Here is a 17,564-nt window from a genome sequence, read left to right on the forward strand (position 1 = left end):
AATTATGTCTGAAGAACTTCCAAAATGCCCGCAGTGCGAAATTAACACCCATGTAGTGCTCATCAACACAGCCCAGAAAGTCGGAACAGTAGCCGGTGGCGTTACCGGAGCGGCTTGCGGATATGCAGGCGCAGAAGGTGGAGCCATAGCCGGTGCCGCTATCGGATCATTTGTCCCTGTCATCGGAACGGGAATTGGTGCATTGGCTGGAGGACTGGCAGGAGCTGTCGCAGGCTTCTTCGCCGGTGCTGCCACAGGCAATGCTGTAGGCGAACAGATCGATATGCATGTTATCGGGCAGTATCGTTGTAATCGGTGTGGTGCGGAGTTTGAGGGGTAAGAAACGAAACTAGCAATTCAAAATAGCAGTCAGAACTTTGTACTGCTATTTTTTTTACTCTTGCGCGACCATAAACTTATTGCATGTATACTAATTGAACACTCTTTATTTTTGTCTCATTAAGTCAAAAAATCAAAGGAGATACTATATATGAAACTCAATCTCGCTATTAAATCATTCCTACAGTACTGTTCGTTAGAAAGAGCACTCTCCCCACTGACTTTAAACGCATACAAAAAAGACCTTGATCAATGACTCAATATCACTTGGGCATAGACTCTAAAAAGCCAAAATTTCAAAGTTCAAACAATGAGATTCCCTCTTCTCAAATTATAATTATCATGGCATCATCCTGTAATGAAATACACATCAACAGACGCTACCTAATGTATAAGTAAATATTAACATATGCCCCTGAGAAGAAATAAATAAGCTAAGGAAAAATGATTGATGAAATCAAATATAAACAAAAGAACCTCTTCTGTTGAGCAAGAACTTGCAACCCCCAGCAGTTTTTCCGGCGTTGAAATAGAAAGAGGTGAGGGAGATTTCGTAGAACCGTTTGACCCAAAGTCAATCTCAATTGAGTCAAAAGTAATCTCTATCGATACAGTGATTAGGCGATTATTAAATGGACAACTACGGCTAGCTCCCAATTTTCAAAGAAAAGAGATCTGGGACACAAAAAGAAAAAGTCAATTAATAGAGTCTCTTATGATGAGAATACCTCTCCCAATGTTTTATGTTGCAGCAGATACTGATGGATGTTGGGATGTGGTAGATGGATTGCAGCGACTATCAACCATCAGAGACTTTGTATTGGGCCAAAAGTATTTAAAAGAAAGGAATGAAAAAGATCGGGGTCATGGACATAAGTTGCAAGACCTTGAGTTCTGGGGCGAAAAACTGAACGGCAAAGATTTTGCTCACTTGCCGGATAAACATGTCAATACAATTTTGGAAACAGAGTTCAGATTTACAATTATTAACCCAGGAACCCCTGAAGTTGTCAAATTCAATGTTTTCAAACGAATTAACACAGGCGGACTACAGCTGACGGCCCAAGAGATAAGGCATGCTTTATATCAAGGCCACTCAACTGAATTATTGACAAAACTGGTCGCATCAAAGGAATTCATAGCTGCGACAGATAACTCAGTAAATGACAGCCGAATGGCTGGCCGTGAATTAATTTTACGTTTCCTAGCGTTCACCATCCGAGATTATCGCGATTATGATGGAAAGGACCTTGATGTGTTTCTGGCTGATACAATGAGAATTATCAACCTTATGCCTGATATGGATAATTCTAAAATTGGCAAGATATTCAAAGGAACCAAAACTCCCAAATTCAAAATAACAAACCTTGATCTACTGGAAAAACGGTTTATCAAAGCCATGGTTCGCGCTAAAAAATTATTTGGCGTACACGCCTTTCGAAAATCCCTTCGCCACTATAAACGCTCACCGATTAACAAATCTCTTTTTGAAGCGTGGAGTACTATTCTTGGACATATAGATGATGAATCTTTTGAACAATTGATGCGTAACAAAGAAGTTTTTTTCGACATGTATGAGAACATGATATACGATGATACTTTTTACAAAATGATGAGCCGAGATAGTTGGAAAAAGGCCAGTGTAAAAAACAGACATGAGATATTATCCAATTTAATAAACCACGTAATTGCAATAAAAGAGAAGGAACAAGAATGATTAACGGTATATATTTAAAAAATTTCAAATCGTTTAAAAATTTTGAACTAAACCTTGCTCCTTTGACTGTACTCGCTGGTCTAAACAGTTCAGGTAAAAGCTCTGTTTTACAAGCTCTCCGATTCTTTGAATCATTACGTAATACAGGGAAACTCAACCCATTACCTGGTCATGGCGACCTTCAGGAATTCATCAATTCTGACGTTAGAGACAAACCTGCAATCATTGATTTTTCATATAAACACCATGAAAATCAAAGTGTCGCTATAAAAAGAAATAAAATTAATCATGCTAACCCATGGTTAAGCTATTTTCAAACCTATTATATTGGTGCCAACAGACTTGGGCCATCAACAACCCTCCCCCATTCTGATCAAACGCATGATATTGGTGTTGGAGCTCAGGGTGAATATGTATTAAGTTATATTGCCCAAAGGGAAGACCTACTTCTGCCAGAATCAATACGTCACCCTACGGCAGAGGGCAATATCCTTGAATACAATATTCCAGCATGGTTGGGAGAAATCTCCCCTGGAATCTCATTCAAAATTGAATCTCAACCCAAAATAGATTTAGATTTCGCTAGATATGATAATTTCAGACCAGCCAACGTAGGATTCGGACTGAGCTATACTCTCCCTGTAATCGCCCTTATACTTGGAGCATGTGCAGACAAAAATAAAGCCAACGCGGATAGAATTTCGCTTTTCCATGCCGATAGTCCGGATCGGACTCTCTTGTTGATTGAAAATCCAGAAGCACATCTTCATCCATATGGTCAAACTATTTTGGGCCAACTTTTAGCACTTGCTGTTGGCTGCGGAATACAAATTGTAGTTGAAACACATAGCGACCACCTTATGGATGGTGTACGAATTGCAGTAAAAGACAATAAAATAGCTGCCTCAGATGTCCAATTCCACAACTTCACAAAAAATGATGGGTACAGCTCTGTAAGCTCACCAAAAATTTTCGAAAACGGTAAACTTGAATTCTGGCCTGAAGGATTTGGTGATCAAAGTGTGAAAAACATGGCCCGTCTGGCAAAAAGGTCATAATACATGGAACATGCACTTTGCTTTAACCACCTTAGTGTTGATGCTGAAAAAACCAAAGATGAGGCATATGATCTCGCTTTTCAAATGTTTCAAGGTGCACTTGAACTCAACCAGGGCGAAGATAGTTATTCGCTATATGCAGAAGCTGCATGTAAAGAAGAGTGTAAGCTCACAAATAACTATTCCCTTGAAAATTTTTCTGCTTCTCTTCTGGAAAAAGGAGAACGTGATTTTGCACTTTTTATAGAGCACTGTGCTAACCGGTGCCCCTGCATTGATCATTTAGATGAAAAATTTGAAGAATTAAGCCAAATAACTATCTCTATACGTGACCTCCCACCAAATAACTACGATATTCTCGGAATTAGTTGGTTGCTGGACGGTGTCACAATTAGTCTTGAAACAGAAGACCGTTGGAGTAAGCCTTCTTTTTCAGTTGACTTAATAATGGATGAATGCGCAGCTCCTAATATTGTAAAATTAAAAAACATATCGAACATTATACATGGAGAAATTCATGCAGATTCGACAATAATACCTCCGTTAAAAGATATTTGCCCTAGTGCACTTTTCACAGAGAACTTTATCGAACGTGAAGAAAATTTTCAATTGCAGCAACGCAAAGCTATTAGAGACAAACTAGAATTGGCAGAAAGTTTAAGCTTTGGCGGTGGACGGCCATTAATTGACACACTCAATGGATCAAAACACTCTAACTTAAAAGAAATCAGAGTAGGGGGACAAATACGTATTCTCTTTGCAAGACAACAAGACAGAACTCCTGCCATTCTACATATTTTCTTTAAGCATGGAAAAGAGAAGGAATACGACTCTGAAATTATAATTGCAGACAATTTACTAGATTCTCTTACAAAAAAAAATCGCAAATAAAATAAAAACCCTTGCACCCCACTCGCAACGGCATAGCGAAAAGACAATACACCACAATGTATATTGCCAGTGACGATCCCGGTATTTTTGCAACCTGCCTTCGCAACGAATATGCCCACGCATACAGGGAATTACTCCAAAAAGGATACTCTGAGTGCAAAGCACTATCCGAGATTGAACGCCTTATTGATAATGCGTGGGCTTTTAGATTTAAGGCTGAATAATACTTAATCCTGAAATTCTTCAACCTTACCCTTTAAATCCTCAGAAAGAGCCATAGCCATTTTTGTAAAAGCGTCCAACTTTTTGATTCGCTCAAGAAGTTTTTCCTTAGTTTCGAGATCTCCGAAACGAGGCTTAAGAACCTCACTTTCATCTTCAATAAAGGTAGCTACATCAAAATCTACCCCATGCCCTACGCCTGCTTTTCGGGCCAACTCTACCCAATCTTTGGATTGATCTACGGCTATCCCTGCAGCCTGAACATACAACATATTAATAATCTGCTTTGCTGCATTATCAACCCCATCAATTAGTTCAAGTAAAGACTGTGTTTCATCATTCTCAGAGGAATCATCAACACTCCTTCTCATATTTCTATAATAAAAATTTTCCCTATCTGGATTGAGACCTTCCAAATTTTCAGCAATTTTCTCAAAAACGACCAGTGGTCTATGAGACTTATGCCACGAAAAACGATGCTCCCAAAGTTTTAAAATTGCATCAACACATTCTTTTTCAACGTTTGGACGTTCCTCTTCTCCTACTCTTTCAACTCTCTCAATTAACTCAGCAATATAGTGTGCCATCCAACGTCCAAGGGTATCATTAGTCTTTTGCAGACCAAACTCTTCAACTATTTTTTTACCAAGCTCCAGAATTTCCCGATGCTTGGTAGATTGTTCCATCTGCTCTGAGCAGGATGATCCTGACATGACTCTTCTCCTCATTATCCGAATAGGACCGTTGCCTTCCAACTGACTTTTTCACTAACACTTCACAGATCAAATCCTTATTTTGCTCATTAAGGAATTCACGAATAAAATCTATCTTCGCCCAAAGCCTTCTTCCTTGTGTCTGTGGCGCATCGATATAAGAATTATCTCTTTCGGGCTCGTCACACCAGCTTTCATAATTCATAACTACTTCTGTTGAATCTAACCGCATCCATTTATTTTCCCCTGAAGCCTTAACAAGCTTTGAACTTAATTTTAATCCGGGGAATACAGCCATTGCCCCTATTTCATAACGCAAAGGGTCATGTTCATCGAATCTCAAATCGCGGTCACTGAATCTTAACCAACCTGTCATTGAAAAAGGAAAACTATCTATCATCATCGAATCTCCTTCACTAGGAATCCGATAACTATAATGACTATCAGCCGACTGCAGAGCCCTAACCAACGCCGGAGACGTACCCGGAACAACCAATGCTGAACTTATCTGTATCGTACATTTACCTTTAGGAAAATCCACGGAATAGCTAGTATCAATGGCAAGCCAGCCGGGATTTGCCTCACCCCCTAACCCAAGAAGAATCATCACTTCATCATTCGAAACACTCTCAGCCCACTTTTCATTTTCCTCTGATAAAGGAAACCACAATCCTGTTTCAAGAGGAGTTGCTCCTTTGTTGTCTGAAAGCCACTTATCAAGCTGAGAAGGAAGACACCTGCCAATCCATTCATCAAAACTGTAAAATGAATCTTCATTTTCAAGCAAAGGATGGGTTTGAAGTAATTCGCCAACGACACAATGCATAGCATTCCACTCTAAATATCTTACATAACGCTCCATACGCGGATAAGAGCCATGTCGATGATCAGTATGCCGCCAATTTTGCTGACGAAGTCTATCTTGACGGGGTTCTTTATCCCTCCATGCAATGTCGCTTGGTGGATGCCATTTATCGACAATCCATTTTTCAGCAATTTTCAAAAAATATTCAGGAGTAACAGTCGGAAAAAGTCTCAACAAACTTTCATACCAATACGGAAGAGTATCTACTGTATCAAAACGAAACCGCCAATTTTTATCTTCATCAAACCCAAATCCCCTACCAGAAAATGGGTCGCCAGAAAATTTATCCATCACCGGTTCATTAACCCTTTCTAATGATTTTAAATCTCTGTCATTAAGACTAATCGTACCGGCCTTATGTAACTGTAGTAATGTTCTTTTGGAATACTCTCTTATTGCGCTATGCGGTAGCTCCGGGGATAAAGCCAAATCTAACAGCTCATTTTTAAACTCAGAGAGAGCCTCTGGAGTTTCGAAAGCAATCCTATGGAGCGAAATAAGTAACCAAAGTTTAGCCGAAAGATGATAAAAAGGATTACCTGCCGCCAAGAAAGAACCATCTGACTCTCTCGAATACTGAGCTACCGTAGCCTTCAAAACGTCATGGCATCCAAGCCTTGCCAATTTCCTAAGAACATGAGCAGCTTCCCACCGAATATGCTTGTCTATATCCCCCATCATTACAAAAAGAAACCTTGCAACTGATTCAGTGACAGACTCAGAATCAGTTAAAGACTCAGAACAAAACCTGCCATCCTCAGGGATCTGCTTATAAATATGGTCCAAATACCATATAAACAGTTCATTGACCTCATCTGAACTGAGCTCTTGCGCAAGCCTTCCGGCCAGTACAAAGAGCTGCCTGCTTGACAAAGACTGCTTTGAATTTATCAGACTATCCCTAAAAACATTAAAACGCCCATCGCTATCAAGACCAGCCTTGTCGAGAAGAGATAACCAACTTGAGTCACCATAATCCCACCAAGTGTGGGTCTCAAAAAATTTAACAAGAACTTCCGGAAGGCGACCTTGAATCCATTGTTGAACTGCTGGAGTCTTGCCCCACTCATCAATAGCATTTTTAAATAAATCGAGTACGGATCTTGCTTCAACATCATCAATTGACAAATCCGCAACGGCATTAAGAAACGCAACCCGAAACCGTGACCCAGAAGAACGGGTCATCATTTCTGCAAACAAACTGGACTCGAAAAGAGTGTCATCAAGATCAGACTTTCGGGCAATCTCTAAAACTTCAAAAATACGTTCAGCAGACGAAAAGTGTTTATCCGCAATATTAAGTTTTGCCAGAGTCAATTCTTTTCTATCTGAGCCATACGACAAATGCCTAGCATCGTCTCTTGTATTTTTTTTACTATCACTATGTTTATCTAAAAAATCGATGGTTTGCTCAAGTCTATTTCCCCACACCCCCTTTGAACTCGAACATTCGGGATATTGACTCAAAATCTCACGCCCAAAATCATATCTACTGTTTTGCGGACGATACAATAAGGCATCTTTCGCCATCTCTTCCAACAGCGGGCCCAGGCTATCTTCTTTGTCATGTGAACCGGATACTATTTCATCTCTCAACTCACTGGAGCACCCCCCGAAAAAAGTAGATAAACTATAGGCCAATTCTGGAGTTATTTTCTTTTGCTGAAGTGCTACATAAATCCACTCAGGTAGGGTAAAACCAATCGAAACAACTCCACGGTCAGCCCACCGTGATATGGCGGCAAGTGAGTAGACAATATTTATAGTTGATAACGTACGTGCAAAATTCTCCCACGGTAAACGATCAAGATAATCTGAGATATAACCAACAATATCAGCGAAATTGTCGCATAACACGGCACTGTCTTTAAGATTATTAATATTCGTATAAAGCGAAGCGGTTCCTAAAAAATTAACTTGGTCTAAGATTTCAGTATCAATACCACTGGCCATTTCCATGGATTCTTTGAAAAATATTTCTGCATCATCCGGACTGGTGGGTGATAACAGCCAAGCAAGCTGAAGCCCTGATGTTATTTTATCGGAAACAACTTCCTTGTTCGTTTTAATCGTTTCAAAACACTTAGAGGACACATCTAAAATGTCTTCATACTCATCGACACGAAGAGCCATCAGAGGAATTAAATTCATACATTTAGTAACAGAATGACCTTCGCACTTGGTCCCAAGAATATCCTTGCATCTGTGAAAGAGTTCTATCCCTTTAAGCTCCTTCACACATAACAGATGCATTACACTTCGGGCTGCTTTTTCAGCTATACGCGAAGTCTCATAATCTCTATCCGGCCAATATCCAATTGAAGGAACCATTCCTTCCAAGGAATCTGAATCTATCGTTTCTCCAGATCTAAGCTTCCGTAAAATGTCCACCCGTTTTACATATATTGGGGTCACTCCACCAATGACTCTTTTTAATTCTTCAAAATCCGAAGATTGGTAGCTTTGTTTTTGGTCATCTTCCGAGTCCGGCTTAAAAATGACCAGCCTATCATCAAAATTATCTTTACGTTTTTCATGCCCCCTAATGATATCACTCAAAAGCCAACACCTAATGAGTGCGTCTATTCTAGGTATCTCTGATTTAAACAATCTCTTTTTGAGAGCGGTCATTTTTTTTAAAATACGCTCAACGACCTGCAAAACAACTCCGGTATCCACCCCAAAAGCGTAAGCCTGTTCGCAAGCCAAAATAAAAACATCCAGTAAATCAGCTTTCCATGACATTCCATTGGACGACCACATATTATCAATATCAGGAATGGTGATTGCGGATACTCTTCGCAAAGAGCTCTGAAGAATCTCCAGAGCTATATCTTCCCCGACCATTAGCAAATTAACAATGAGCACTAAATCCCAAGGTTTCGGAACAATGCCACTATCAAGCAACTCTTTTAGTTCAGAAGCCTTGCCACTTGCGATAAGCCTTGGAACCAAAGAAATGGCAACCTTTAACTTCACATACACAGGTCGCCATCGCATAAGGTAATGAAAAGCTTTAGCTGTTCCGCCCAACTCCAAAACAGTTTCGGTCAAGGCCGCAATATCATTATCTGTAATCGACCAATTATTCCTTACTCCATCCGGGTCTGCATGTTTTCTCCTGCTATCCAACCACAATTCATAATAATATAATTTTTCCCTTGCTAGAGCAGTTCTCCCCCTTCTTGCTTGCCTCAACGCCTCATGAGCTAAAAAAGATCCATGCTTATGGGCTAACTCGGAATCCATAAGCACTTTTCTATGAACAGAGTCGTAAGCAAACTCCACTGAAAGTCCCAGATGTTCATCAAGCACCCGACTGATCATGCTGTCGCTATAGGTCGCCTGGGCACTGTGGAGAACAGTTTTTATTACATCAACTTTTGACCCTGAATTCTTATGCGAATGAAGTGACAATCTCATTCTATTTAGCTGTATTTGATAAGACTCAACAGGATCAGTAACCGCTGAAATTTGGGGATCATCCTCAAGTAGACCCAAAATTTCAGTAGCCCTATTAGCTTTAACCAAAAAATCAGCAATATGAACAGCACTGTATGAGCTATCTTTATTGGTTTTCAAAAAATGACTTGCGGACTTTTCAATAATCTTCTGCCGATTAACAACTCCTCTGGTTCCTATAAAATCGGCATAATCTTCGTCAGCAATCGTGATGCTGTCTTCTCGAATTATCAAGCCGGGAGCGAGATCTGAAACAATGTCTTTGATCTCTCCTTTAGTAACTTCAAGCACATCCGCTATTCCCTCCAATTCTATTGGAGCAGGAAGTACTGAAAGAGCTGAAACAAAATCATCAAAAATATCGGGCCGCCCCATCCTTTTCAAAGCTGTCTCAAAGATGGAATCAAACACATCATCCAGCCCCTTCCCCTTTGGCATAAGAGGAATCAAAAGATCTTCGAGTCCTTCCGAATATTCAAGCGCATAACCTTGAACCCTCGGCACTCCATTTGAAAGGAGATGCAATTGCTCAGCAAGTAACTGATCTGCCTCTGGATAGGATAGACTTAAATTTTCAGCAGTCTCTTCCAATGAAAACGGTAGGCATTCTATCTCCACCCCATTCTTAGGAAAAGAAATAAGATCTCTGCGGGCAGTTCTGCATGAAACGATAAATCTTATGTTCACTGGAAGACGTTCCAAATTCGCTTTAAAAAAATCGTAAATAAACGGTTGCTCAGGCGGATCACAAAATTTAGCAGCAGCAACAGAATTATCTACTGCATCAATCATTACCGTGAGTGTCTTTTTAGGATCGACTTCATGCAGTATATTACCAGCTATTTCAAGTTGATCAATAAACCTACTTATATCAAATGGGTATTTACTATTCCTCGGAAACTGAAGGGGTAAATTCAGACATACAGAAACATCATTAACTATCTGTAAAAAAGCTTTCTTAGCCAAATGTCTCTTATCATCGGCATAAACATAACTCCCCCCGCCGAAACAGTCATAAATGACCGAATATGAATCCTCCATCGCAGCAGCGGCTTGCTGCAAAAGAGTTGTCTTTCCGCACCCTCCATCCCCATGGACAAGAATATGTTTCTGACCTTCATTAAGCGCGACTAACAAATCATTTAGTGCTGCCCGTCCAACAGCCAACCCTAAAGGTTTGAGAACTGGCTTACACGGGAAAAGCCCTTTTTCATCCCTTACACCTAACCAAGACATTATAGTGGTTCTGGTAGCAACTCTTTGACTTTCAGGAAGCATCATTTCACGGGTATTCATATGAAGCTGCTTCATTTCCTGAAGGAAATCGTCCCCAAGCTTATCGGCAAGAGCACCTAACACCTGCTCTTTATATGCAAACCTTGAGTTTGTCCCACACTCACTAAAATCAAGAACCTTAAGAAAATCCTTGAATGCCCTTTTGCCAAGCCCGGCCCCCTTTCGAAGCTTTTCATAATTAACACAGTCCTCTTCCGTACGAACTGAAATATCCCAGAAATTTAATACTGCTCTAATGTCTTTAGCGGCCTGCTGATTGCTTACCAGCTGAATCCTTATATTCTCTACATCAATAGACTTGATGGCTTCTTTATAATCATTTGCCATTTTCCGAATTACGGAATTATTTTTACTTTTAGCAGAGCTGTCCACTAGTCGAGCAACAGACCATTTTCCTGCCGGATTAGATGCTGAATATTTAAGCTGAATAAACTCAACTTTATCTGACGACTCTAGACTTTGCCCTCCATAGTAAAGCGTACAATCAACTCCAGCCCAATCGTGATGAGAGTTCTTGTCTGTCTCAACACCTTCAACTCCCACCGCAGTCAGTTGCGTACTAGGTTGAAGAAGCTCTAGAATTTTAAGAAGAGCAAAAAGTTCATGATATTGATCACCAGTATTTGATCCGAGAGCACCTGAATATTCCATTGCTAATTAACCCACTAGCTACAATTAAACTTAAAAAACACACTATCCATTTATATTATCAAATCACATATGCTAATGGTCCATTCAAACTTATAAAACCTCTAACATCATTCAACTCAATTGGTACAATTATAGATCCCTCTGCTCCACATGCAACTTCATATTCAGAAAAACAAAGAGACAAATAAGCCCCCTCATAGTAATACTTCTGATCATCTTGAACTGTATCAAAGTGATCCGCTATCCCCTTATCTTTGAACCACCTTTTGACTAGCTGATTAATTTTATTTTTATACCCCGACCTGAAAAGATCTTTAAATTCAACAACTTCACCATTATCAACATTCAAATTTACACACTCCAAAAGATTGGCAGCCCCTCCAGCTCCATGTCCATAATAAGTACCCTCTGCAACAACACTTAAGAACCTATCATCAACTGAAGCCTTCGCAATTATCATAGTTAAATCTTCTGTACCGTCATATCTATCATGAGCACCTACGACTTCCTTAATAAGCCAATTGATCTTCTTTTCAACAATTTTATTATTTAACCCAGTTAATTGTATATAATCTATGTTTATCGTTGCAACCTCAACATTAGTACCTGGGTTATTATCAGGAATTCTTCTTTCAAAACGACATTTTACTATTTGAGGACTTTCTTTACTTAAAGAAACACAATCTCTTGTATTATAAAAGACAAATTTATCTGTTATAAATAAAAACAAAACTACAAAAGTAAATAAATACATTGTGTGCATATATATTTTATATGACTGTTCCTTATCAAAAGAAGCATGACCTTTATACTTAATTATACAGATCCCCAAAGAATAAACAGAGACAACACACAGTCCGACAAACCCAGCTTTAGACAAAATCATTTCAATAAAAGCAGAATTCACACTAACGTCCTTAAATATTTACAAACAGCTCTCAAAAAAAACACAATTCAACTACTATTACGACAACTTACGTACATAAAATAAAGAAATTGCGTTCAAATCACAAACTTAAATTTTGATGAAATTCATAGCCAATAAAGGTGACATTATTACCAAAGACGCTTAAATCATAAAAAAACAATTATCTAAAAGTCAAAACCATATAACAACAAATATCAATGCAAGACATCTTCGACATCACAGAAAAAGAAATCCAAGAATTATACGACTCAGACCTTCGCACTCTCATTGGCCTTCTGTGCGAGGCAGAACTTGAACGTAACAACTTACCAGTAACCGCTGCTAAGTGGGGTGGAAACCAACGCGCCGCTGATGGTGGCCTTGATGTCTATGTCGATCTGGAAAATCCAACGGAAAAAATTGGAGAAATCCCACGCTGGAAAACGGGCATTCAGGTCAAACAAGAGAAAATGCCTAGAAATAAAATCATTAAGGAAATGTGCCCAAAAGGCATTCCTCGTCCTGTTTTTACCAAACTCGCATCAAATAATGGTGCTTATTTAATAGCTTGCGGCAAGGAATCGACCTCACCGCCTATGCGAAAAGACAGACTGGAGGCTATGCATGAAGCTTGCAAAACCGTTCCGGGAATAAAGAACCTTAAACTGGATTTTTTCGATAGCAGCAATATCAAATCATGGACCCACAAACATCCCAGCCTCGTATTATGGGTCAAGACAAAACTCGGATCAAATTCCAGTGGATGGCAACCACATGACAACTGGTCTGAATGCTCGGACGGAATAGACGGAGAATTCATCTTAGATGATTCATCCAAAATCTACGATGATCGCAGTAAAGACACAGACGGATTATCGGCAGAGGATGGACTAAACAGGATCAGAGCACTTCTGCGTGAAGAACGTAGCTGCATTCGACTCGCAGGACTATCGGGTGTTGGTAAAACCAGATTTGCTCAAGCTCTTTATGACGAACGCATTGGACAAAATAGCCTTCCCAAATCAATTGCCTGTTATACAGACATTGCGCATAGCCCATCTCCCATTCCGCGAGATATGGCTTTGCAGCTAATAGCCCAGAATAAAAGAGCCATCCTGATAGTAGACAACTGCCCACCGGATTTGCACGACGAGCTCAGCAAAGTCTGTACCCGCGCTGACAGTAAAATAAGCCTGCTAACCATTGAATATGATATCCGCGACGATAAGCCAGAACGGACAGATGTGTTTCGTATGGAGCCATCTTCCAACGATCTTATTGAGAAACTTATTTCGAACAGATTCAAGGACATCAACAACCTTGAAGCCAGACGAATAGCAGAATTTTCTGAAGGCAATGCTCGCATAGCGATCGCCCTCGCTGAAACATTTGAAAAAGGCGATGCAATCCTTACTCTTGAAAACAATGAACTTTTCAAACGTCTCTTTCATCAGCGTAATGCAGAAGATGATAGTTTGATGCGAGCAGCTGAAGTCCTCTCGCTTGTCTACTCATTCGAGGGTGAAACACTTGGCTCTCCAGAAAGTGAACTTGATAGACTGGCTGAACTGGCTGGCATGCCCGCTATGGAATTGTATCGCCACGTTGCAACTCTCCTAAAAAGAGGTTTAGCGCAGAAACGCTCAAAATGGCGTGCAGTACTTCCGCATGCAATTGCTAACAGACTTGCTAAGCAGGCACTGGAGAATATACCTGCACAAGTTATTACAGAGACCTTAGTTAAGGATGAATCACACAGGCTGCTTAAGTCGTACACAAGAAGGCTGGGTTATCTTCATGACTGTGAAGCTGCGCAAGGAATAGTTAAAAGCTGGCTGCAACCAGGAGGAGGGCTGGACGACATCGCCACGCTGGGTAAACGTGGTATTGAATTTCTTAAAAATGTCGCACCTGTTGCCCAAGAGGAGACACTTGAAGCGATAGAACGTGCAGCCTATGGTCCTGAGGAAGATCTGTTTGCATCTAGAAAAAACGAGCACTACGTCGATATTACGAGACTACTCCGAAAACTAGCGTATAAACCACACTTATTTAAGCGTAGCTGTCTAATTTTATTGAAATTTGCAGCCACGGAAAAGCCTAATGAAAATTATCATTCTATTGAAAAACTAACCTCATCTCTCTTTCAAATTATACGCTCTGGAACACATGCCTCCATAGACCAAAGACTTGAAGTTTTGACCGAATGCATGGAAGACAACTCGCCATTTGCTTCAATGACAATGCCAATACTGAACAATCTATTGAAAACTCGGATGTTCAGATCAGCTGATAGTTATGAATTTGGTGCCATCCCACGCAACTATGGATACACACCCAAAACAGATGAAGAAATAGCTGAATGGTATAGTAAAACATTCAACTTGATTGAAGAAAACATCATTTCTAACTCCAAATGTTCCCAAGAATTTAGATCAGCCTTAGCACGTAACTTCAGTGCATTATGGGAATACTCAAGAGCCAAAACCAAGCTTGAAAAACTAGCTTTTAACATTAGCGAAAACAGTTTTTGGACAGAAGGCTGGATTGCTATTCGCAGGCAGATAAATGCTATACAAATAGACGATAAAAAAGATGTTTCCCAACAACTGCTAGCTCTTGAAGAGGCTCTCGCTCCCAAGAATATTCTTGCACAGGCTCAAGTCTACGCTCTTACTGAAAGATACATATTATTTAGAAGCATTGAACAGATCAAAAATATGTCCCTTGAAGAAAAAGACCTGTATGTTAATGGAGTTACCACAGAGCTTGCAGGAAAAATAGTTCAAAATAGAGAAGCATTACAGAAACTCATCCCTAACTTAATTTCAACAAGGGGAAATACGTTTTCTTTTTGTCAACATCTCGCAGTTCAATGCGAACTTCCAGCAAAACTATGGATGCAATTAGTTAATTCTTTTTCTGGTACCCCCAAAGAAAACAGACGAACAGAAGGCTTGCAAGGTTTTCTGGAAGGGATGCGTCATCGCGACAAGGATTGGTATGATCAAACCTTAGACAATTTGATTAAATCCGAGACACTTCGCCTTTATTTCCCACAAATTCAATGTAGTTTTCATGACGACCCCAAAGCAGCAGAACGTCTTTTCAAATCACTTGAACTAAATGTAGGCAATGTATGGCACTATGAGCGATTGTGGACGCTTGAAACTGACAGCTTAACTTTTGCCAACCTGCTATCACAACTATTGGAGACACCAGAGGATGCAAAGGTGGTCTTGGACATACTCGGAATGAGATTCCATCACAAACAAGGCTGTCATCTAGACCACCCGATACAAGTCCTCGGGAAAAATCTTTGTATAAAACTATGCGAAGCTCAGCTAAACAGCAATGATGACTACCACATGGATGAAATTATCAAAAAATGCTTTTCATACCATTCGGCAAAATCTAAGGCTAAAGAATTATGTAATAAGATCATTGAGGAAACACAAAAAAGCATAGCGTCCGCATACCATTTTGAATCAACAATTGCCTCACTCATACAAGTCCAGCCCAAAATCGTACTAAACGAACTACTGCTTAACTATAAAAATGGAGTTAGATATTTCTCATGGGATACCTACGATGGAAAAAGTGCAATAAATCTGGCTCCATTATCCTCTGTAGCAGAGTGGTGCGAAATTGATCCATCAGCACGCTATCCCTTGGTGACTCAAATAACACCACTTTTCGTTGAAAATCATGATGGCCGAGTAGAATCAATGTCTTCTGTAGCAATGATGCTGCTGGATAGATCAAAAGACTATCCTGAAATACTAGAATCCATTACGCCACACTTCTATCCAACCACGGGCTGGTCTGGTGAACTTTCAATTGTAGCTGCCACACGAATTCCCTTTTTCGAACAGCTAAAGGAGCATCAACATCAGTGCGTACGGAACTGGGCAAGCGAACAACTAACAGAATTAAAAAAACGCATTGCACGTCAAAAAATTGTTGAAGAGAAAGAAGCTAAGGCGAGACACGAATCCTTCGAGTAATCTCCGGGAAACTAAGATGGGGACGGACGCCAGCCCCATACAGCTACCAGATACGACTATCAACCATCTCAACAAGAGCCTTTAATTTTTCATCTCCATATGAAAACCTATTGCAATCGTAAACAGAGTAAAGTCCTCCGCTGTCCGGGACATCCTCATGACTAAGGTGAGGTGCAACATCTTCATACGGTTTCAATCTAGCAATTATGGCACGGCCATGTCTCTCTGCTATTTCTGTTGTTCCTGCTAAAACAGCTATTCCATGCTCTACGACAGAATCCACAGCATCATAAATATTATCACTCTCGCTAAAAATTTTCACGTCAAATAAAACTCCATAAAATCGAAAACTTAACTCAGATACCTCGGTGAAACCTACAGACCAAACATATAGGGCAAATTAATCAACATTATTCTTTAGACGTACCCAAAATAATTTTTTCCAAATAATACATCAATCGATATCTAAACTTTCTCTTAAGCCCGTGAGTACCATAAAGACAACAACTTGGGTCTCTCCGTTCAAAAAGAACAGGCATTGGATTATATTGTTTAACAATATCCTCAGGATCTGAGACATCAATATCAGAAATATTATTCCATTCGTCAGAAGTAATTTTTATACCTGAAGTCGGAATACTTGTTATTCCGTCAAAACTTCTATTTAGAATAACCCACTCTCCATTTTCCATAGGTTGTTTCGCCCCTTTGAAATCTCCAACAAGGTTACTGCAATAAAATACATCTTCAATAGGGACAGCCAATTCAAGAGTAATTCCTTTTTGCTGCTTATAAGCTCCTTCATCACCAAATGAATTTAAAACATCCATATGGACATTAATTTTCTTTTGATCTTTTGCCTCTGCATTTTTCTTTAATTTGATCCAAGACTCCAAATATCCAGACTTATCCCTTTTAATCTCTCTTCTTAATCTTACTTCTTTTAACCCTGCATTCTTCAAATTACGTTGAACATGACTATACAATTCTCTAACCTCTGCACAGATATCATCTATACGATCGCTCGATAATCCTTTTAATATCTTTAAATTTCTAGCATTAAAAATATCCATTCTATGCTCACTATGCATACAATCAAAAAAGACTCTATCCTGGTACCTAGGAAAAATATTTAAATTTAAAGCAATCGTAGTAAAATATACAAGTAATGCATACCCGAATCCTTTATATCGGCTAAAACCATCAAAACGATCTCCACCGACTCTCCCCCCACTTCCTATACAATTCAATAGAAGTTCATCCTTAATCTTATATGGATTTACTTGAAAATTACCAAATCTTGGAAAATAGTCACACTGCCTAGTCACTTCAAAGACACTCATACAAATACCCCTTAATTTGACTCACCATCATCATAAGAACTAGCCCAACCCAACATACCACCCTTACCCTTCACACGTCCTCACTAACAATCA

At 39.7% G+C, this 17,564-nt stretch carries 11 protein-coding genes; 6 read left to right on the plus strand and 5 right to left on the minus strand.

Annotated elements, in window-relative coordinates:
- Window positions 1-4: 4 nt before the first annotated feature.
- The 5 genes from ACNI23_RS06475 to ACNI23_RS06495 all read left to right on the plus strand — a co-directional run bounded on the left by ACNI23_RS06475 (window position 5) and on the right by ACNI23_RS06495 (window position 4,005).
- Window positions 5-340 (plus strand): hypothetical protein, encoded by a 336-nt coding sequence (locus ACNI23_RS06475; RefSeq protein WP_420247383.1) that lies wholly within the window; start codon window positions 5-7, stop codon window positions 338-340.
- 150 nt (window positions 341-490) lie between these two features.
- Window positions 491-595: a site-specific integrase gene (locus ACNI23_RS06480; RefSeq protein WP_420247384.1), complete on the plus strand. Its 105-nt coding sequence runs from the start codon at window positions 491-493 to the stop codon at window positions 593-595.
- Window positions 596-790: 195 nt separating this feature from the next.
- Window positions 791-2,056: a GmrSD restriction endonuclease domain-containing protein gene (locus ACNI23_RS06485; protein WP_420247385.1), complete on the plus strand. Its 1,266-nt coding sequence runs from the start codon at window positions 791-793 to the stop codon at window positions 2,054-2,056.
- Window positions 2,053-3,114 carry a DUF3696 domain-containing protein gene (locus tag ACNI23_RS06490; protein WP_420247386.1) on the plus strand — a complete coding sequence of 354 codons (1,062 nt, stop codon included), beginning with the start codon at window positions 2,053-2,055 and terminating at the stop codon, window positions 3,112-3,114. Before ACNI23_RS06485 ends, ACNI23_RS06490 begins: the two co-directional genes overlap by 4 nt.
- A 3-nt stretch (window positions 3,115-3,117) precedes the next feature.
- Complete coding sequence (locus ACNI23_RS06495; RefSeq protein WP_420247387.1) at window positions 3,118-4,005, plus strand: type II toxin-antitoxin system RelE/ParE family toxin; 888 nt, start codon at window positions 3,118-3,120, stop codon at window positions 4,003-4,005.
- A 227-nt stretch (window positions 4,006-4,232) separates the two neighbouring features.
- Here the strand turns inward: ACNI23_RS06495 and avs3b are convergent, their stop codons facing one another.
- Genes avs3b through ACNI23_RS06510 form a run of 3 tightly spaced genes read right to left on the minus strand, consistent with a single transcriptional unit; the run spans window position 4,233 to window position 12,121 of the window.
- Window positions 4,233-4,940, minus strand: a complete 708-nt coding sequence (avs3b, locus tag ACNI23_RS06500; RefSeq protein ID WP_420247388.1) for an AVAST type 3 anti-phage protein Avs3b — start codon at window positions 4,938-4,940, stop codon at window positions 4,233-4,235.
- Window positions 4,870-11,214 carry an NACHT domain-containing protein gene (locus tag ACNI23_RS06505; RefSeq protein ID WP_420247389.1) on the minus strand — a complete coding sequence of 2,115 codons (6,345 nt, stop codon included), beginning with the start codon at window positions 11,212-11,214 and terminating at the stop codon, window positions 4,870-4,872. Before ACNI23_RS06505 ends, avs3b begins: the two co-directional genes overlap by 71 nt.
- A gap of 58 nt (window positions 11,215-11,272) precedes the next feature.
- Window positions 11,273-12,121: a DUF3298 domain-containing protein gene (locus ACNI23_RS06510; RefSeq protein WP_420247390.1), complete on the minus strand. Its 849-nt coding sequence runs from the start codon at window positions 12,119-12,121 to the stop codon at window positions 11,273-11,275.
- Window positions 12,122-12,339: 218 nt separating this feature from the next.
- Here ACNI23_RS06510 and ACNI23_RS06515 point away from each other — a divergent pair, with 218 nt between their 5' ends.
- Window positions 12,340-16,128 (plus strand): hypothetical protein, encoded by a 3,789-nt coding sequence (locus ACNI23_RS06515; protein ID WP_420247391.1) that lies wholly within the window; start codon window positions 12,340-12,342, stop codon window positions 16,126-16,128.
- Between the two features lie 43 nt (window positions 16,129-16,171).
- Here the strand turns inward: ACNI23_RS06515 and ACNI23_RS06520 are convergent, their stop codons facing one another.
- A complete protein-coding gene (locus ACNI23_RS06520; protein ID WP_420247392.1) occupies window positions 16,172-16,450 on the minus strand; it encodes a hypothetical protein in 279 nt (92 codons plus the stop codon).
- An 88-nt stretch (window positions 16,451-16,538) separates the two neighbouring features.
- Window positions 16,539-17,471 (minus strand): hypothetical protein, encoded by a 933-nt coding sequence (locus ACNI23_RS06525; protein ID WP_420247393.1) that lies wholly within the window; start codon window positions 17,469-17,471, stop codon window positions 16,539-16,541.
- Window positions 17,472-17,564: the final 93 nt, after the last annotated feature.

Origin of the sequence: Maridesulfovibrio pacificus (SeqCode), from assembly GCF_048612815.1 — a bacterium.
Classification (GTDB): Bacteria; Desulfobacterota; Desulfovibrionia; order Desulfovibrionales; family Desulfovibrionaceae; genus Maridesulfovibrio; species Maridesulfovibrio pacificus.